Below are 14,491 nucleotides of genomic sequence, written 5' to 3'. Positions count from 1 at the left end.
CTCCTGGCCCTTTCTTTGTTTTTGATGCCTCCCTCCCCCCTCCTCTTCTCCCCCCCTCTCCCCCCCCCCCCCCCCCTCTCCCCTCCCCCCCCCCCCCCCCCCCCCCCCCCCCCTCTCCCTCTCCCCCCCCCCCCCCCCCCCGGCGCCGTTGCTGGGGGCGCTGCCCCCAGACCCCCGCGCCTCAAACGCCGGCGGGGCTGGATGTGCCCGGCGGGGCTGGATGTGGCCGGCGGGGCTGGATGTGGCCGGCGGGGCTGAACGGGTCAGCAAGGGCGTTTGCGGATTTCCATCACGTAGTCGTGGGGGGCGCCGGCGGATTCGGCGGCGTCGGCGATCTCGCCCAGGTAGCGCGCCGAGGGCAGGCCGCCCTCGTAGCCGTTCAGGACGTACACCCAGGCCGCCTCCTCGCCGTCCAGCGTGTGCACGCGCACCCGCATGCGGCGGTAGATGTCGAGCCCGACGCCCTCCCAGCGGTCCATCGAGTCCTCGTCCAGCGGCGCGATGTCGTACAGGGCGACGAAGACCTGGTGGCGGGGGGCTTCGACGATCGTGGCGAGGGCGCCTTCCCAGCCCATCTGCTCGCCGCCGAAGGTCAGCCGCCAGTCGTTGATCCAGCCCGTGCCGCGCAGCGGCGAATGGGGAGCGCGGCGCGTCATCAGCCGCGGGTCGAGGTTGCCGGCGTACGCGGCGTAGAGCGACATGAGGTCGAGGGTACGGGAGGGGTGGCCGTGGCCGCGTGCCCGGATGGCGGGACCGGGCGCGAAGCACCTTGAAGCGTGCGGGACAATGGGGCACGGAATGCATCCCCCGGGGAGACCCCCCGGAACACCGGCCGGGGCGGCAGCCGGCCGGGTAGACGTGAGGCGGACTTTTCGTGACCCGGATCGTGATCATCGGCGGCGGACCCGGCGGGTATGAGGCTGCGCTGGTAGGGGCCCAGCTCGGCGCGGAGGTGACCGTCGTGGACTGCGACGGTCTGGGCGGGGCCTCGGTCCTGACCGACTGCGTACCCTCCAAGACTCTGATCGCGACCGCCGAGGTGATGACGACCTTCGACTCCTCGTACGAGGAGCTCGGCATCGTCGTCGCGGACGACACCCCGCACATCGAGCAGGCCGCGCGCGTCGTCGGCGTGGACCTCGGCAAGGTGAACCGGCGCGTCAAGCGCCTCGCGCTCGCCCAGTCGCATGACATCACCGCCTCCGTCACCCGGGCCGGCGCCCGCGTGGTGCGCGGCCGCGGCAAGCTCGGCGGGCCGCAGGGCATCGACGGCACCCGGGACGTCATCGTCACCGCCGCCGACGGATCCGAGACGATCCTGACCGCGGACGCCGTACTGATCGCGACCGGCGGGCACCCCCGCGAGATCCCGGACGCGATGCCCGACGGCGAGCGGATCCTGAACTGGACCCAGGTCTACGACCTGGACGAGCTCCCCGAGGAGCTCATCGTGGTCGGCTCCGGTGTGACCGGCGCCGAGTTCGCCGGCGCGTACCAGGCCCTCGGGTCCCGGGTGACCCTCGTGTCCTCCCGCGACCGCGTGCTGCCCGGCGAGGACCCCGACGCCGCCGCCGTCCTGGAGGACGTCTTCCGGCGCCGCGGCATGAACGTCGTCGGCCGCTCCCGCGCCGAGTCGGCCAAACGGGTGGGCGACCGGGTCGAGGTCACCCTCTCCGACGGCCGCGTCCTGACCGGTACGCACTGCCTGATGGCGGTCGGCGCGATCCCGAACACCAAGGACATGAACCTGGAGGAGTCCGGGGTCCGGCTCAAGGAGTCCGGGCACATCTGGACCGACAAGGTGTCCAGGACCTCCGCGCCCGGCGTGTACGCCGCCGGTGACGTCACGGGCGTCTTCGCGCTCGCGTCGGTCGCGGCGATGCAGGGACGCATCGCGATGTACCACTTCCTGGGTGACGCGGTGGCTCCGCTGAACCTGAAGACGGTGTCCTCGAACGTCTTCACCGACCCCGAGATCGCCACCGTCGGTTACACCCAGGCGGACGTGGACGCCGGCAAGATCGACGCCCGCGTGGTGAAGCTCCCGCTGCTGCGCAACCCGCGCGCCAAGATGCAGGGCATCCGGGACGGCTTCGTGAAGCTGTTCTGCCGCCCGGGCACCGGCATCGTCGTCGGCGGTGTGGTCGTCTCCCCGCGCGCGAGCGAGCTGATCCACCCCATCTCGATCGCGGTCGACAACAACCTGACGGTCGAGCAGATCGCAAACGCGTTCACGGTGTACCCCTCGCTGTCGGGTTCGATCGCCGAGGTGGCACGCCAGCTGCACACGCGGAAGGCCGGCGCCGAGGCCTGAGCCCCGCTAACCGCCGCATGCCGTAAGGGGTTTGGGGCGGGGCACCGGTTCGTGGCGAGACGTTCACCCAAGTCTCGGGTCGCGTATACCACTAGTCGCCCCGCCTTATGGACAACTTCGGTATTCCGGCGCAAAGAGCTGAAAGCAGACGGTCGTTGGGGTTACTGTCAGTTTCGTGTTCGCTGCAGAACGTCGCCAATTGATCCTCGAAATGGTGCGGGCCAACGGAGCGGTATCGCTCCGGGAGCTCGCCCGCGTCGTCCAGACCTCCGAAGTGACCGTACGGCGGGACGTGCGGGCACTGGAGGCAGAAGGACTCCTCGACCGCCGGCACGGCGGTGCGGTCTTGCCGGGCGGTTTCACGCGGGAGTCCGGCTTTCCGCAAAAGTCCCATCTCGCGACGGCGGAGAAGACCGCCATTGCCGATGTCGCGGCCGGCCTCGTGGAAGAGGGCGAGGCCGTCGTCGTCGGCGCGGGCACCACGACGCAGGAGCTGGCCCGCCGGCTCGCCCGCGTGCCCGGACTGACCGTCGTCACCAACTCGCTGCTCGTCGCGCAGGCCCTGGCCCATGCGAACCGGGTGGAGGTGGTGATGACCGGCGGCACCCTGCGCGGGTCGAACTACGCCCTCGTGGGAAGCGGAGCCGAACAGTCCCTCCAGGGACTGCGGGTGTCCCGGGCCTTCCTGTCGGGGAGCGGTCTGACCGCCGAGCGCGGGCTGTCCACGTCCAACATGCTCTCCGCGAGCGTGGACCGGGCGCTGGTGCAGGCGGCGGCGGAGGTGGTGGTGCTGGCCGACCACACGAAGCTCGGCACCGACACGATGTTCCAGACCGTGCCGACCGACGTGATGACGCGGCTGGTGACGGACGAGCCGCCGCCGCACGACGACCGGGCGGGTACGGAGTTGCAGGCGCTGGCGGATCAGGGCGTGCAGATCACCGTGGCCGGCGCGGTGGCCTCCGGCGGTGGTGGCGGTGACGGCATGGTGGCGCGGCGGCCGCGGCGGGAGTCTCCGGTGCCCGTGCAGAGGCGTGGGGGGCCCACCGCCCAGTTGCGGAGCGCCCCCGGCGGGATGCTGGAGCAGCAGGCCGAGCGGGCGCGGGTCGCGGACATGCGGCGCCGATAGCCCCTGCGGGCCGGCTGCTGGGGGCGCTGCCCCCAGACCCCCGCGCCTCAAACGCCGGCGAGGCTGGAGAGCGCGCCTCAAGCGCCGGCGGGGCTGAATCGTGAAAGGGCGAGGCCCCGCCCGGTGGTGAACCGGGCGGGGCCTTGGCGTTCTCGGACGTCAGTCCTTGATCTCGCAGATGGTGGCGCCCGAGGTGACGGAGGCGCCGACCTCGGCCGTGAGGCCGACGATCGTGCCGGAGCGGTGCGCGTTCAGCGGCTGCTCCATCTTCATGGCCTCGAGTACGACGACCAGTTCGCCCTCGGTGACCTGCTGGCCCTCCTCGACCGCGACCTTGACGATCGTGCCCTGCATCGGGGAAGCGAGCGTGTCACCGGAGGCGGCCGGGCCGGACTTCTTGGCCGCGCGGCGCTTCGGCTTCGCGCCACCCGCGGCGGCCGTGCGGGCCAGGGTCATGCCCAGGGACGACGGCAGCGAGACCTCGAGGCGCTTGCCGCCGACCTCGACGACCACCGTCTCGCGGCCCGGCTCCTCCTCGGTGTCCTCCGCGGCCGGGGCCACGAACGCCGGGATCTCGTTCACGAACTCGGTCTCGATCCAGCGGGTGTGGACCGTGAAGGGTCCCTCCGCGGGGGCGAAGGCGGGGTCGGCGACGACGGCGCGGTGGAAGGGAATGGCGGTGGCCATGCCCTCGACCTCGAACTCGGCGAGGGCGCGGGCGGCGCGCTGGAGGGCCTGTTCGCGGGTGGCGCCGGTGACGATGAGCTTGGCCAGCAGGGAGTCCCAGGCCGGGCCGATCACGGAGCCGGACTCGACGCCCGCGTCGAGGCGGACGCCCGGGCCGGTCGGCGGGGCGAACTTCGTCACCGTGCCGGGGGCCGGGAGGAAGCCGCGGCCGGGGTCCTCGCCGTTGATGCGGAACTCGATGGAGTGACCGCGCAGGACCGGGTCGCCGTAGCCCAGTTCCTCGCCGTCGGCGATGCGGAACATCTCGCGCACCAGGTCGATGCCGGAGACCTCCTCGGTGACCGGGTGCTCGACCTGGAGGCGGGTGTTGACCTCCAGGAAGGAGATGAGGCCGTCGGCGGCGACGAGGAACTCGACGGTTCCGGCGCCGACGTAGCCGGCCTCCTTGAGGATCGCCTTGGACGCCGCGTACAGCTCGGCGTTCTGGGCGTCCGTCAGGAACGGCGCGGGAGCCTCCTCGACCAGCTTCTGGTGGCGGCGCTGGAGGGAGCAGTCACGGGTCGACACGACGACGACGTTGCCGTGCGAGTCGGCCAGGCACTGGGTCTCGACGTGGCGCGGCTTGTCGAGGTAGCGCTCGACGAAGCACTCGCCGCGCCCGAAGGCGGCGACGGCCTCGCGGACGGCGGAGTCGTACAGCTCCGGCACCTCTTCGAGGGTGCGGGCGACCTTCAGGCCGCGACCGCCACCGCCGAAGGCGGCCTTGATCGCGATCGGCAGGCCGTGCTCCTTGGCGAAGGCGACGACCTCGTCGGCCCCGGAGACCGGGTCCGGCGTACCGGCGACGAGCGGCGCACCGGCGCGCTGGGCGATGTGACGGGCGGCCACCTTGTCGCCGAGGTCACGGATGGCCTGCGGCGGCGGACCGATCCAGGTCAGGCCCGCGTCGATCACGGCCTGGGCGAAGTCGGCGTTCTCGGAGAGGAAGCCGTATCCGGGATGGATGGCGTCCGCACCGGAGTCGGCTGCGGCCTGGAGGACCTTGGAGATGTCCAGGTAGCTGGCGGCCGGGGTGTCACCGCCCAACGCGAAAGCTTCGTCGGCCGCGCGGACGTGCAGAGCGTCCCGGTCCGGATCGGCGTAGACGGCTACGCTCGCGATCCCGGCGTCCCGGCAGGCCCGAGCAACGCGGACAGCGATTTCGCCACGGTTGGCGATGAGCACCTTGCGCACGATGGCTCCCTCCTTGAAACAAGCTGAGTTTAGGGACAGCCCACACGGCCTTACGACCCTTCCCCGGTGGTGAGCTTGCCCACACAGAGTGTGATGCGAGGCCCGATCCGCCGGAGAACCCTTGTGGCGCCCCAGGTCAGGGGGATCCCCGACTGCACAGTAACCCCGTCATGTATCCAAGGTCTCTGTCCCCCCGGTCAGCGGCCCCGGGTGATTCTTTGTCGAGTCCCTACGAACGGCCCATATTTTCTTTGCTGGCGTGAGAGGAGTTGTCCCCTTGTTTACTGATTGGTAGCCCCGGCGTCCCGCAGGGCGAACCGGGACAACACCGTACCCGCGGCGACGTGGCCCACCACGGCCCAGACGGGCAGCAGCGCGCCGGGCGTGTAATGCAGATGGTCGACATTGAGGCCCACGACGAAGAACCACACGATACCGCCGAAGATCACCAGCGGATGGTTGCCCGTCTCGCCCAGGAGCCGCATGCCCGCCCACAGCAGCAGCGGCATGCCCACGACGCACACCACGAGCGTGCCGAGGTACTCGACCGTCCCGGCGAACATCACGTCGGGGTTCGCGCGCTCCGCGTCGCGGGTGGCCGCGAGGCCGGCGCTGAGCAGCAGGTGGCAGACCGCGAGGGCCGCCGCCGTGACGCAGGCCCCCTTGACGGTGCGCCCCGTGCGGGGGTCTTTCATGGATCGCAGCCTTTCGGGAAACGGCCGCGGGGGGCACGAGTACGGATACTCGGGCCCCCCGCGGCACGGGGCACGGGGCCCTGGGGGGGGGGGGGGGGGGGCCCCCCCCCCCCACCCCCCCCCCCCCCCCCCTCCCCCCCCCCCCCCCCCCCCCAGGGCCGTCAGCCGCCGTCGGTCACTTCATCTGCTTGAGGGTGTCCTCGAGCGAGTTGGCGTACAGGCGGGCGCCGCCCACCTTCGGGTGGAAGGACTGCGCCGACGTGGGCTGACCCTCGTCGGACTCCACCTTGTCCATGACGATGTTGTGGATCTGCTCGGGGTCGCCGCAGATGGCCTTGCCCTTGAAATCGTTCGTCGGGTCGGAGAAGTAGGCGTCGACGCCGTACTGGCTCTTCGCGTCCGCCGCCGCCCCCGCCATCTCGGCGGTGAGGTTGTCGGCGACCTTGTTGAGCCACTGCCCCTCGGTCTTCTCCATGTTGACGACGCAGGAGCCGTCCTTCTCCAGCAGCGGCGGGTAGCCCATCAGGACGACCTTCGCGTTCGGGGCCCTGTCGTGGATCATCTTCAGGGTCGCGACGATGTTCGGCCGGACGGATTCCTTGAGCCACTTCGGCGCCCAGTCCTCCAGCCTGCCGGTCTCGCCGGGCTCGTCGTCCCCGTTGCTGGGGTTGATGTTCCCGATCGAGTTGGCGTTGCAGTTCAGCAGCGCCGGCAGCACGCACTTCTTGATGATGTCGGTGAAGCGGGCGTCGTTGCCGCCGATGGAGAGGGTGACGAGGGTGGTGTGCTGGTCCAGGTAACCCTTCTGCAGCTGGGCCACCTCGCCGTTCTGCGCCTTGCTGATCACGTTGTACGAGCGGGCGCCCGAGCAGGCGATCAGGTGGTAGTCCATGTTCGGGTCGAGGCTGTCGGCCATGGCGCCGATGGACTTCGTGTAGCCGGGCAGGGTGGCCTGGCGGGACCAGGCGTGCTTGGAGCGGTGGCAGGCGTTCTTGGAGTACTTCTGCGTCTTGTCGTAGAAGTTGGTGTCGCGGTAGTAGTCGCCACCGCCGGAGGCGGAGGCACCCTCACCGGAGGAGTACGAGTCGCCCATCGCGACGATCATGTTCTTCGGCTTGGCCCCGAGCGGCTGGAAACCGACCGAGTCCCACGCGATGTCCTCGCTGCCGTCGCCGTCCTGCGTGTGGGTGTCGAGCCTCACCGTCGGCGTTCCGGTGAAGTTGAAGACGCCGAGGTCGACCCACTTGTTCTCCAGCAGCCGCTGGCCCTGCACGCGGACCGGGCTCTTGGAGTCCGTGCCGCCGATGTAGTAGGTGGCCTGGCGGGTGTGGGCGCCGTGGTCGGGGATGTGCACGTAGACGCGCATCCAGCCGCGGTCGGGCTTGTTCAGCGTCCACGTACCCGTGGTGCGCATGCGCTCGCCGTCGGGGTTCCCGATCGTGGTGCGGGTGTGGGAGAACCAGAAGTGGTTCCCGTAGGCGCCGCCGATCTGGTGCAGGTCGATCTTGCCGGGGTACTTGCCGCCGGACTCCTTGAAGTCGAACTTGAACGTGCCGGCCGAGGAGACGCTTCCGCACGACCTCGTGGCCGATCCCGCCGGGACGGTGCCGCTGGGCAGGTCGTCGACGATGTACGTGCCGGACGGCAGACCGGTGGTGCACCGCGGCGCGTAGGAGTTCTCGTCGGGCTGCTCGGGGTAGGTGTCGTTGAACCGGTGGATCGCGACCCCGCACTCCCCGTTCTTGCAGTCCTTCCACTTGGCCGGCTTGTTGTACCAGCACTTCAGGTAGAGCGGGTTCTTGTCGTCCGGGTCGCCCGGCAGCAGGCAGGGGCCCTTGCCGGTCTGGTTGGACGCGCCCGTGCCGATCTTCGACGGGTCGCAGTTGTTGGACGCTTCGCAGAACAGGTTGATCGGCGGCTTGGCCTGGGTGCGGTAGGCGGGCTTGGTCCACCACGCGCCCTTGAAGCCGGCCTGGATGTCACCCGGCTTGAACAGGGCCGCGATCGGGCGGGCGGCCCAGCCGATCACCTTCTCCTGGTACGGCCAGTCCTGCGGGTGCGAGGCGTGCTGGTAGTCGTCGCCGCCCGCGCCGTTCTCCAGGAAGGGGGTGCGGTTCTCCTTCCAGAGGGGGTTGGCCGGGTTGTTCGTCCAGCCGACGCCCCACTTGCCGCTGTTGCTACCCGCGGTCGACTTCGGGTGGTACCCGGTGTTGTACGTCCACAGGGCGTACGTCCAGTTCTCGATGTACCGGGGATGACCATCATTGATGATCATCCCGTCCTTGCGGGTGGAGTTCCACTTCTCGATGAGGATGTTCACGCCGGCCGCGATGTTGGCCGCGTAGTCGAGGGCGATGGCCTCCTGCTGGACGACGGTCTTGGGCACCTCGCCCTTCTTCTCGTGGCCGTGCTTGCGCATGCCGTCGGTCACCTGGGCGACGCCGTAACCGCAGTCGGCCTCCTCCCAGTCGATGGCCCACGGGTCCTGCTGGCTGCCGTTCGAGGCGTACTTGACGCCGTAGAAACTGCCGACCAGCGAGTTCGCCGTCACGCCCGGGACGGCGTAGCGGGTGGCCTGCCACATGTTCGACTCCTGCGCGGTGATGCCGAGCATCACCGAGGAGGGAACGTGCCACTCGTCCTCGCGGTCAGTGGCGCCGTTGGGGTCGCCGGCGAGGGTCTGGAGCGGGAACAGGGTCTGCGGGGCGTACCCCGACATGCCGGTGTTCTTCCAGTTCGCCGAGCGGGTGGCGCCCTTGTTCAGCTTGCCGATGACGGCCTGGTTGACCGCCCATTCGATCTGCCGGGGCGTGGGCTGGAAGGCCTGCTTCTTCGGGTCGTTGCGGGGCACCGAGCAGTACCGGTCGGCGTCGACCGTGTCGTTCTGCGGCGCCGCGGCGGCGGCCTTCAGGACGGGGCTGGGCTCCAGGCCGGCGCGCGCGGAGGCCTCGCCGCCGATCCGCTCGGCCGCCGGCGGGGCGTCGAGGGTGACGCTCTTGCCGGTGTCGAGGGCCCGCAGGCTGGTGCGTACGGTCCGCTCGGTCAGCGCTTCCTCGGGACGGATCCGGGAGTCCTTGCCGTCCGCCCAGGTGCTCGTGACCACGGCGCCGCCGTCGGAGGAGACGCGGGCGCCCTTGCTGATGCCGCCGGGGTTCTTCACCACCGGCGGCAGCTTCTTGGCGCTGTCCGCCTTCCCGGTGATGTAGACGGATCCGCCGGGGGTGCGCGCCAGGTCGAACTTGGTGAGACCACCGGTCGCGACGGTCTGCGGCTCGGCGTCGGGCTTGGCCCTCTCGCCGGTGAGCGCCTTGGCGTCCAGCCGGTTCACGGCGGCGGTGTCCTTCTTGCCGCCGGGCGCGGTGCGGTCGATGTACGTGACACCGCCGGCCGCGTCGGCCATCAGCTGGAACGGGGTGGACGTGGTGGTCGCCACCTCGCTGACCCGGTCGCCCTTGATCTTCACGATCCGGTTCCCGCGGGCCGCGGCGATGCCGTCGTCCACGGGGATCGCGGAGGTGATCTGGCCGGGCAGCGTGTGGTTCTCGCGGACCTTGCCGCCGGCCGCGTCGACCGTGACCAGGCGCGTCTGCTGTTCCTTGGCCGTGTCGTCGGTCAGCGCGGTGAAGACCACGTCGTCGCCCTGGCCGCAGCCGGGCGAGAAGTAGCCGAGCGTCGCCTGGAACGGGAGCTTGGTCACGGCGCCGGAGGCGATGTCGACCACGGCGGTGAACGCGCCGTGCGTCATCAGGTCGGGCTTGTTGGTGAAGGTGCGCGGCGCGTAGGCCACGGCGGCGTACTTGCCCGATTCGGTCAGGCAGGCGTTACCGATCCACGTGTCGGTGTCGAAGCCGACCTCGGCCAGGGTCGCGGCGGTGCGCCACTGGTAGCCGTCCTTCTCGCCGGCGGTCAGCAGGTGGAATCCGGTGCCGTCACCGGACGTGGTCCACGCGGTGTCCTTGGACTGCTTGTAGTCCTTGCCGAGGGTCGCGGTCCGGTCCTTCTCGGGGACGGACGTGGGCTTGCCTCCGGGAGGTGTGCCGGGATCGCCGGCGGGGCTGCTCCAGCCCTCGGCCGCGTTGTCCGGCACGGGGGCGGGGGCCGAGTACGCCTGGGTGGACACCCCGGCGGCCAAGGCCATGGCGAGGACGGCGGTCACGGGTATCCGTGCACGCCTCAGTTCGTTGCGGTTCACACGTCGCTCTCTCGCGGTGAAGAGGGAAGAGGGAGGGGTGGATGCGCGCGTCATCCCGTACGGCGGCTGCTAGTTGCAGGAACCGACGACGCGGGTGTGGTCGACGACGACCTTGCCCGCCTTCTTCATGTACGAGTACACGTGGCCGCAATAGCCCTTGTTCTGGTACACGGGACCCGCGTAGGTGGTGTACGTACCGAAGTCCTGGGTGTCCGGGGTGGAGGTGTAGTTGTCCTTCAGGCGGACGCCCATGGACTGGGCCGAGCCGGTCTCGTTGTGGAGCACGGCGCAGGTCGGCTGGTCGTAGATCAGCGGGCCGGTCTCCTTGCCGTTGGTGTAGACGTAGACGGTCGCGTAGCGGCGGGCGTCGGGCAGCCGCTCGGCGAGCAGGATCTTGGTGTAGCCGGCGCCGCAGATGTTCCCGGCCGCGCGGGCCACGGCCGGCTGAGCGGCGACGAGGGCCTTGGTGGACGCCGAGGCCCTGGCCGACACGCTGACGTCAGGGCCGGGCGTGGCGGCGACGGCGGCCTGCGGCGCGGCGAAGCCGAGCGCCGCGAAGGTGGCGGTGGCCAGAGCGCCGCGCAGGGCGGTCTTCATGTTCATGTGGTCGAACTCCCCGAAGACTTCTGTTGGTCAGACAAAAGAGGTCGCCGAGGAGCTGTGCAAATTTCCCCATTTGCAAGATCGCCCCCCGGTCGATCAAGAAGAACCTACCAACCGGTATCCGGTGCATAAGTACCAAGTCGTCCCATAGGGGACGGGGTTGGGAGATGGATCACATTTCGTGCCGGAACTCGGGGAGTTGAGCCGTCCGTGAGCCATCGGCTGTCCTGCAAAGGTGAGTTGACGGAGTGTCGACGTTCCGCCGAACCGGGGTGGACGGACGTCTTGCCCGCTGCTCTACCCGTTAGTAGCCTCCAGGCGTCGAACAGGCTTGTGACGCGTGGGGGGTGGGGACGTCGTGCTGCGAAGACTCGTGGCCGGACTGGCCGCGATCGTACTTGTCGTGGAAGCGGCCGTACTCGTGCTCGTCCACATCGTGCTGGGCAAGACCACGGCGAACCAGTCGATGTCCATCGCGGGCAGCGATCCGGACGTCATGTCCAAGGCGACCTACGCCATGGGGGCGGGCATGGGCGCCTTCCTCCTGCTGTGCGCCGTGCTCGCCGCCGTCGCCGCGCTCGGCGACCGGCCCCCGGGCCGCTTCGCCCGCGTCGTGCTCGTCACCGCCGCCGTCGTCCACGGCGTGCTCGGCACCCTCGCCGTCGGCCTGGTCGGCTGGGCCGCCTTCGCCGCGACGACGCTGATCCTGTGCCTGCTCGTGCTGACCCTGACGCTCTACGCCGCCCGGCAGGACGGCGACGGTGCCGGCGGCAGCGGCAGCGACGGGGACGGAGACGCGCCGGCGCCTCCACCGCCGCCGCCGTTCGGGGAGCTCAAGCCCACAGGTCCGTGATGGACACGCCCAGTTCGCCCAGCAGGGAGCGCAGCAGCGGCATCGACAGGCCGATCACGTTGCCGTGATCCCCGTCGATGCCGTCGATGAACGGCGCCGACAGCCCGTCCAGGGTGAACGCCCCCGCCACGTGCAGCGGCTCGCCGCTCGCCACGTACGCCGCGATCTCCGCGTCCGTCGGCTCACCGAAGCGGACCGTCGTGGACGCCGTGGCCGAGACCTGACGGCCGTCCACCGTGTCGATCACGCAGTGCCCGGTGCGCAGTACGCCCGCCCGTCCGCGCATCGCCTTCCAGCGCGCGGTGGCCTCCTCGGCGTCCGCGGGCTTGCCCAGCGCCTCACCGTCCAGCTCCAGCACCGAGTCGCAGCCGATCACCAGGGCGCCCGCGGCCTCGTCCAGGGCCGCCACGACGGCAGCCTTCGCCTCGGCCAGCGCCAGGGCCAGAGCGGCCGGCTCGTCGTGGTCCAGGGTGTCCTCGTCGAAACCGCTGACGATCACGTGCGGGGCGAGCCCGGCCTGCCGCAGCAGGTTCAGCCGGGCGGGGGAGGCGGACGCGAGGACGAGCTTGCGCGCGTTCGGGGGCTGAGGTGTGGCAGTCATGGTGGCCATCGTAGGCGCGGCGCCGGACCCCTCGGGAAATGGCCTGAAAGCCCTGACACCGCCCGGACAGCCTAGAAACAGCCTAGAAGTGGCCCACGCCCAGGACGTACACCACCACGAGCATGGCGAGGGCGAGCACCACGCTCAGCCGCCGGATCATCGCCTGCGCGTCGCGCATGTCCTTGGGCGGCTCGTTCTTCGGATCGGACCAGAGCATGCTCCGATCCTGTCCCCGGAGACGGGTGTGGCGCCTGAGTACCCGTACTCAGGCGCCACCCTCCGTTCACACCATCTTGGCTACCCGGGCCAGTACGTACGGCCCCAGGCCCGCGGCCCCGGCTGCAGCCGGCGCCGCCGTGCCACCCGGGCCGGCGTCGACCACTCGTCCGCGACCGGCGGGGCGCCCGACGGTGCCGAAGCCAGCACCGCCGCGCGCGCTTGGACCACCGCCAGTGCGGCGGCCAGCTCCTCCGGGGTCGGGTTGCCCCTGACGACCTTGATCACCACAGAGACCTCCTGGAGGGGCTAGAGGGGGATGTTGCCGTGCTTCTTCGGCGGCAGGGACTCCCGCTTGGTGCGCAGCTGCCGCAGCCCCTTCACCACGTGCGCCCGGGTCTCGGACGGCATGGTCACCGCGTCGATGTAACCCCGCTCGGCGGCCGTGTACGGGTTCAGCAGCGCGTCCTCGTACTCGGTGATGAGCCGGGCCCGGGTCTCCTCCACATCATCCGCCTCCGCGATGGTCCTGCGGTGCAGGATGTTCACCGCGCCCTGCGCGCCCATGACGGCGATCTGCGCGGTCGGCCAGGCCAGGTTCAGGTCCGCGCCGAGGTGCTTGGAGCCCATGACGTCGTACGCGCCGCCGAAGGCCTTGCGGGTGATGACCGTGATCAGGGGGACGGTGGCCTCGGCGTACGCGTAGATCAGCTTCGCGCCGCGCCGGATGATTCCGTTGTACTCCTGGTCCGTGCCCGGCAGGAAGCCCGGCACGTCCACGAAGGTCAGCACCGGGATGTTGAAGGCGTCGCAGGTCCGGACGAAGCGCGCCGCCTTCTCGGAGGCGTTGATGTCCAGGCAGCCGGCGAACTGCATCGGCTGGTTGGCGACGACGCCCACCGGGTGGCCCTCGACCCGGCCGAATCCGGTCAGGATGTTCGGCGCGAAGAGCGACTGCGTCTCCAGGAACTCCGCGTCGTCCAGTACGTGCTCGATCACGGTGTGCATGTCGTACGGCTGGTTCGCGCTGTCCGGGATCAGCACGTCGAGCTCGCGGTCGATGTCGGAGACCTCGGTGTCCGCGTCCTCCGGGAAGGCGGGCGGCTCGGAGAGGTTGTTCGACGGCAGGTACGCGAGGAGCGACTTCACGTACTCGATGGCGTCCTTCTCGTCGCCCGCCATGTGGTGCGCGACGCCGGACGTGCTGTTGTGCGTGCGCGCCCCGCCCAGCTCCTCGAAGCCGACGTCCTCGCCGGTGACCGTCTTGATGACGTCCGGGCCGGTGATGAACATGTGCGAGGTCTGGTCGACCATGACCGTGAAGTCGGTGATGGCGGGGGAGTAGACGGCGCCTCCCGCACAGGGCCCGACGACCAGGCTGATCTGCGGGATCACGCCCGACGCGTGGACGTTGCGGCGGAAGATCTCCCCGTACATGCCCAGCGCGCTGACGCCCTCCTGGATACGGGCGCCACCGGAGTCGTTGATGCCGACGACCGGGCAGCCGGTCTTCAGCGCGAAGTCCATCACCTTGATGATCTTCTGGCCGTAGACCTCGCCGAGGGCGCCGCCGAAGACGGTGAAGTCCTGCGAGAACACGGCCACCGGACGGCCGTCCACCGTGCCGTAGCCGGTGACGACGCCGTCGCCGTAGGGCCGGGTCTTCTCCAGCCCGAAGCTGGTGGAGCGGTGCCGGGCGAACTCGTCCAGCTCGACGAAGGAACCCTCGTCCAGCAGCAGGGCCACCCGCTCACGCGCCGTCAGCTTGCCCTTGGCGTGCTGCTTCTCCACGGCACGCGCGGATCCGGCGTGGGTGGCTTCGTCGATGCGGCGCTGCAGATCCGCGATCTTGCCCGCGGTGGTGTGCATGTCGATCGGCTCTGACGGATGTGACATCGGGGTCGCGGCTCCCTGCGTGGTGTCAACTGCCTGGTCAATTGATTGACTACTGCTGGCTACTCGTGCGTA

Annotated in this window: 12 protein-coding genes; 3 read left to right on the top strand and 9 right to left on the bottom strand. The window is 70.2% G+C overall.

All coding sequences use genetic code 11. From position 1 onward, the window contains the following. Nucleotides 1-263: 263 nt before the first annotated feature. Complete coding sequence (locus ACZ4TV_RS26645) at nt 264-701, bottom strand: gamma-glutamylcyclotransferase family protein (protein ID WP_030012228.1); 438 nt, start codon at nt 699-701, stop codon at nt 264-266. Nucleotides 702-874: 173 nt separating this feature from the next. Here ACZ4TV_RS26645 and ACZ4TV_RS26640 point away from each other — a divergent pair, with 173 nt between their 5' ends. Next, nucleotides 875-2,314, top strand: a complete 1,440-nt coding sequence (locus ACZ4TV_RS26640; protein ID WP_468137466.1) for an NAD(P)H-quinone dehydrogenase — start codon at nt 875-877, stop codon at nt 2,312-2,314. A gap of 175 nt (nt 2,315-2,489) precedes the next feature. Next, nucleotides 2,490-3,443 carry a DeoR/GlpR family DNA-binding transcription regulator gene (locus ACZ4TV_RS26635; RefSeq protein ID WP_468137465.1) on the top strand — a complete coding sequence of 318 codons (954 nt, stop codon included), beginning with the start codon at nt 2,490-2,492 and terminating at the stop codon, nt 3,441-3,443. A 159-nt stretch (nt 3,444-3,602) separates the two neighbouring features. Here the strand turns inward: ACZ4TV_RS26635 and ACZ4TV_RS26630 are convergent, their stop codons facing one another. The 4 genes from ACZ4TV_RS26630 to ACZ4TV_RS26615 form a co-directional block, all read right to left on the bottom strand. Next, nucleotides 3,603-5,363 (bottom strand): acetyl/propionyl/methylcrotonyl-CoA carboxylase subunit alpha, encoded by a 1,761-nt coding sequence (locus ACZ4TV_RS26630; RefSeq protein WP_468137464.1) that lies wholly within the window; start codon nt 5,361-5,363, stop codon nt 3,603-3,605. A gap of 281 nt (nt 5,364-5,644) precedes the next feature. Then, nucleotides 5,645-6,058, bottom strand: coding sequence for a hypothetical protein (locus ACZ4TV_RS26625; protein WP_468137463.1), 414 nt, complete (start codon nt 6,056-6,058; stop codon nt 5,645-5,647). Between the two features lie 175 nt (nt 6,059-6,233). After that, nucleotides 6,234-10,250, bottom strand: coding sequence for a GDSL-type esterase/lipase family protein (locus tag ACZ4TV_RS26620; protein ID WP_468137462.1), 4,017 nt, complete (start codon nt 10,248-10,250; stop codon nt 6,234-6,236). A gap of 69 nt (nt 10,251-10,319) precedes the next feature. Then, nucleotides 10,320-10,853 carry a hypothetical protein gene (locus ACZ4TV_RS26615; protein WP_468137460.1) on the bottom strand — a complete coding sequence of 178 codons (534 nt, stop codon included), beginning with the start codon at nt 10,851-10,853 and terminating at the stop codon, nt 10,320-10,322. Between the two features lie 358 nt (nt 10,854-11,211). Here ACZ4TV_RS26615 and ACZ4TV_RS26610 point away from each other — a divergent pair, with 358 nt between their 5' ends. Beyond that, a complete protein-coding gene (locus tag ACZ4TV_RS26610; RefSeq protein ID WP_468137459.1) occupies nt 11,212-11,706 on the top strand; it encodes a hypothetical protein in 495 nt (164 codons plus the stop codon). On the opposite strand, the gene ACZ4TV_RS26605 is transcribed toward ACZ4TV_RS26610, so the two are convergent. The 4 genes from ACZ4TV_RS26605 to ACZ4TV_RS26590 all read right to left on the bottom strand — a co-directional run bounded on the left by ACZ4TV_RS26605 (nt 11,687) and on the right by ACZ4TV_RS26590 (nt 14,419). Further along, the gene (locus tag ACZ4TV_RS26605; protein ID WP_468137458.1) at nt 11,687-12,316 is read right to left on the bottom strand and encodes a Maf family protein; all 630 of its coding nucleotides are present in this window, start codon (nt 12,314-12,316) and stop codon (nt 11,687-11,689) included. The two genes, ACZ4TV_RS26610 and ACZ4TV_RS26605, sit on opposite strands and share 20 nt — an antisense overlap. Nucleotides 12,317-12,389: 73 nt before the next feature. Beyond that, a complete protein-coding gene (gene mmpB, locus ACZ4TV_RS26600; RefSeq protein ID WP_319725117.1) occupies nt 12,390-12,524 on the bottom strand; it encodes a morphogenic membrane protein MmpB in 135 nt (44 codons plus the stop codon). 80 nt (nt 12,525-12,604) lie between these two features. Next, on the bottom strand, nt 12,605-12,811 hold the full coding sequence (locus ACZ4TV_RS26595; RefSeq protein WP_468137472.1) for an acyl-CoA carboxylase epsilon subunit: 207 nt from the start codon (nt 12,809-12,811) through the stop codon (nt 12,605-12,607). 21 nt (nt 12,812-12,832) lie between these two features. Beyond that, nucleotides 12,833-14,419 carry an acyl-CoA carboxylase subunit beta gene (locus ACZ4TV_RS26590; RefSeq protein WP_468137457.1) on the bottom strand — a complete coding sequence of 529 codons (1,587 nt, stop codon included), beginning with the start codon at nt 14,417-14,419 and terminating at the stop codon, nt 12,833-12,835. Nucleotides 14,420-14,491 lie beyond the last annotated feature (72 nt).

This window comes from Streptomyces sp. NPDC028910, from assembly GCF_055564955.1.
This window is presented reverse-complemented; position numbering and strand designations above follow the sequence as displayed.

What these genes read in the sequence shown, in the direction of transcription:
- ACZ4TV_RS26645 (WP_030012228.1), bottom strand. Translation starts at nt 701, where the DNA reads ATGTCGCTCTACGCCGCGTACGCCGGCAACCTCGACCCGCGGCTGATG.
- ACZ4TV_RS26625 (WP_468137463.1), bottom strand. Translation starts at nt 6,058, where the DNA reads ATGAAAGACCCCCGCACGGGGCGCACCGTCAAGGGGGCCTGCGTCACG.
- ACZ4TV_RS26615 (WP_468137460.1), bottom strand. Translation starts at nt 10,853, where the DNA reads ATGAACATGAAGACCGCCCTGCGCGGCGCTCTGGCCACCGCCACCTTC.
- ACZ4TV_RS26605 (WP_468137458.1), bottom strand. Translation starts at nt 12,316, where the DNA reads ATGGCCACCATGACTGCCACACCTCAGCCCCCGAACGCGCGCAAGCTC.
- mmpB (WP_319725117.1), bottom strand. Translation starts at nt 12,524, where the DNA reads ATGCTCTGGTCCGATCCGAAGAACGAGCCGCCCAAGGACATGCGCGAC.
- ACZ4TV_RS26590 (WP_468137457.1), bottom strand. Translation starts at nt 14,419, where the DNA reads ATGTCACATCCGTCAGAGCCGATCGACATGCACACCACCGCGGGCAAG.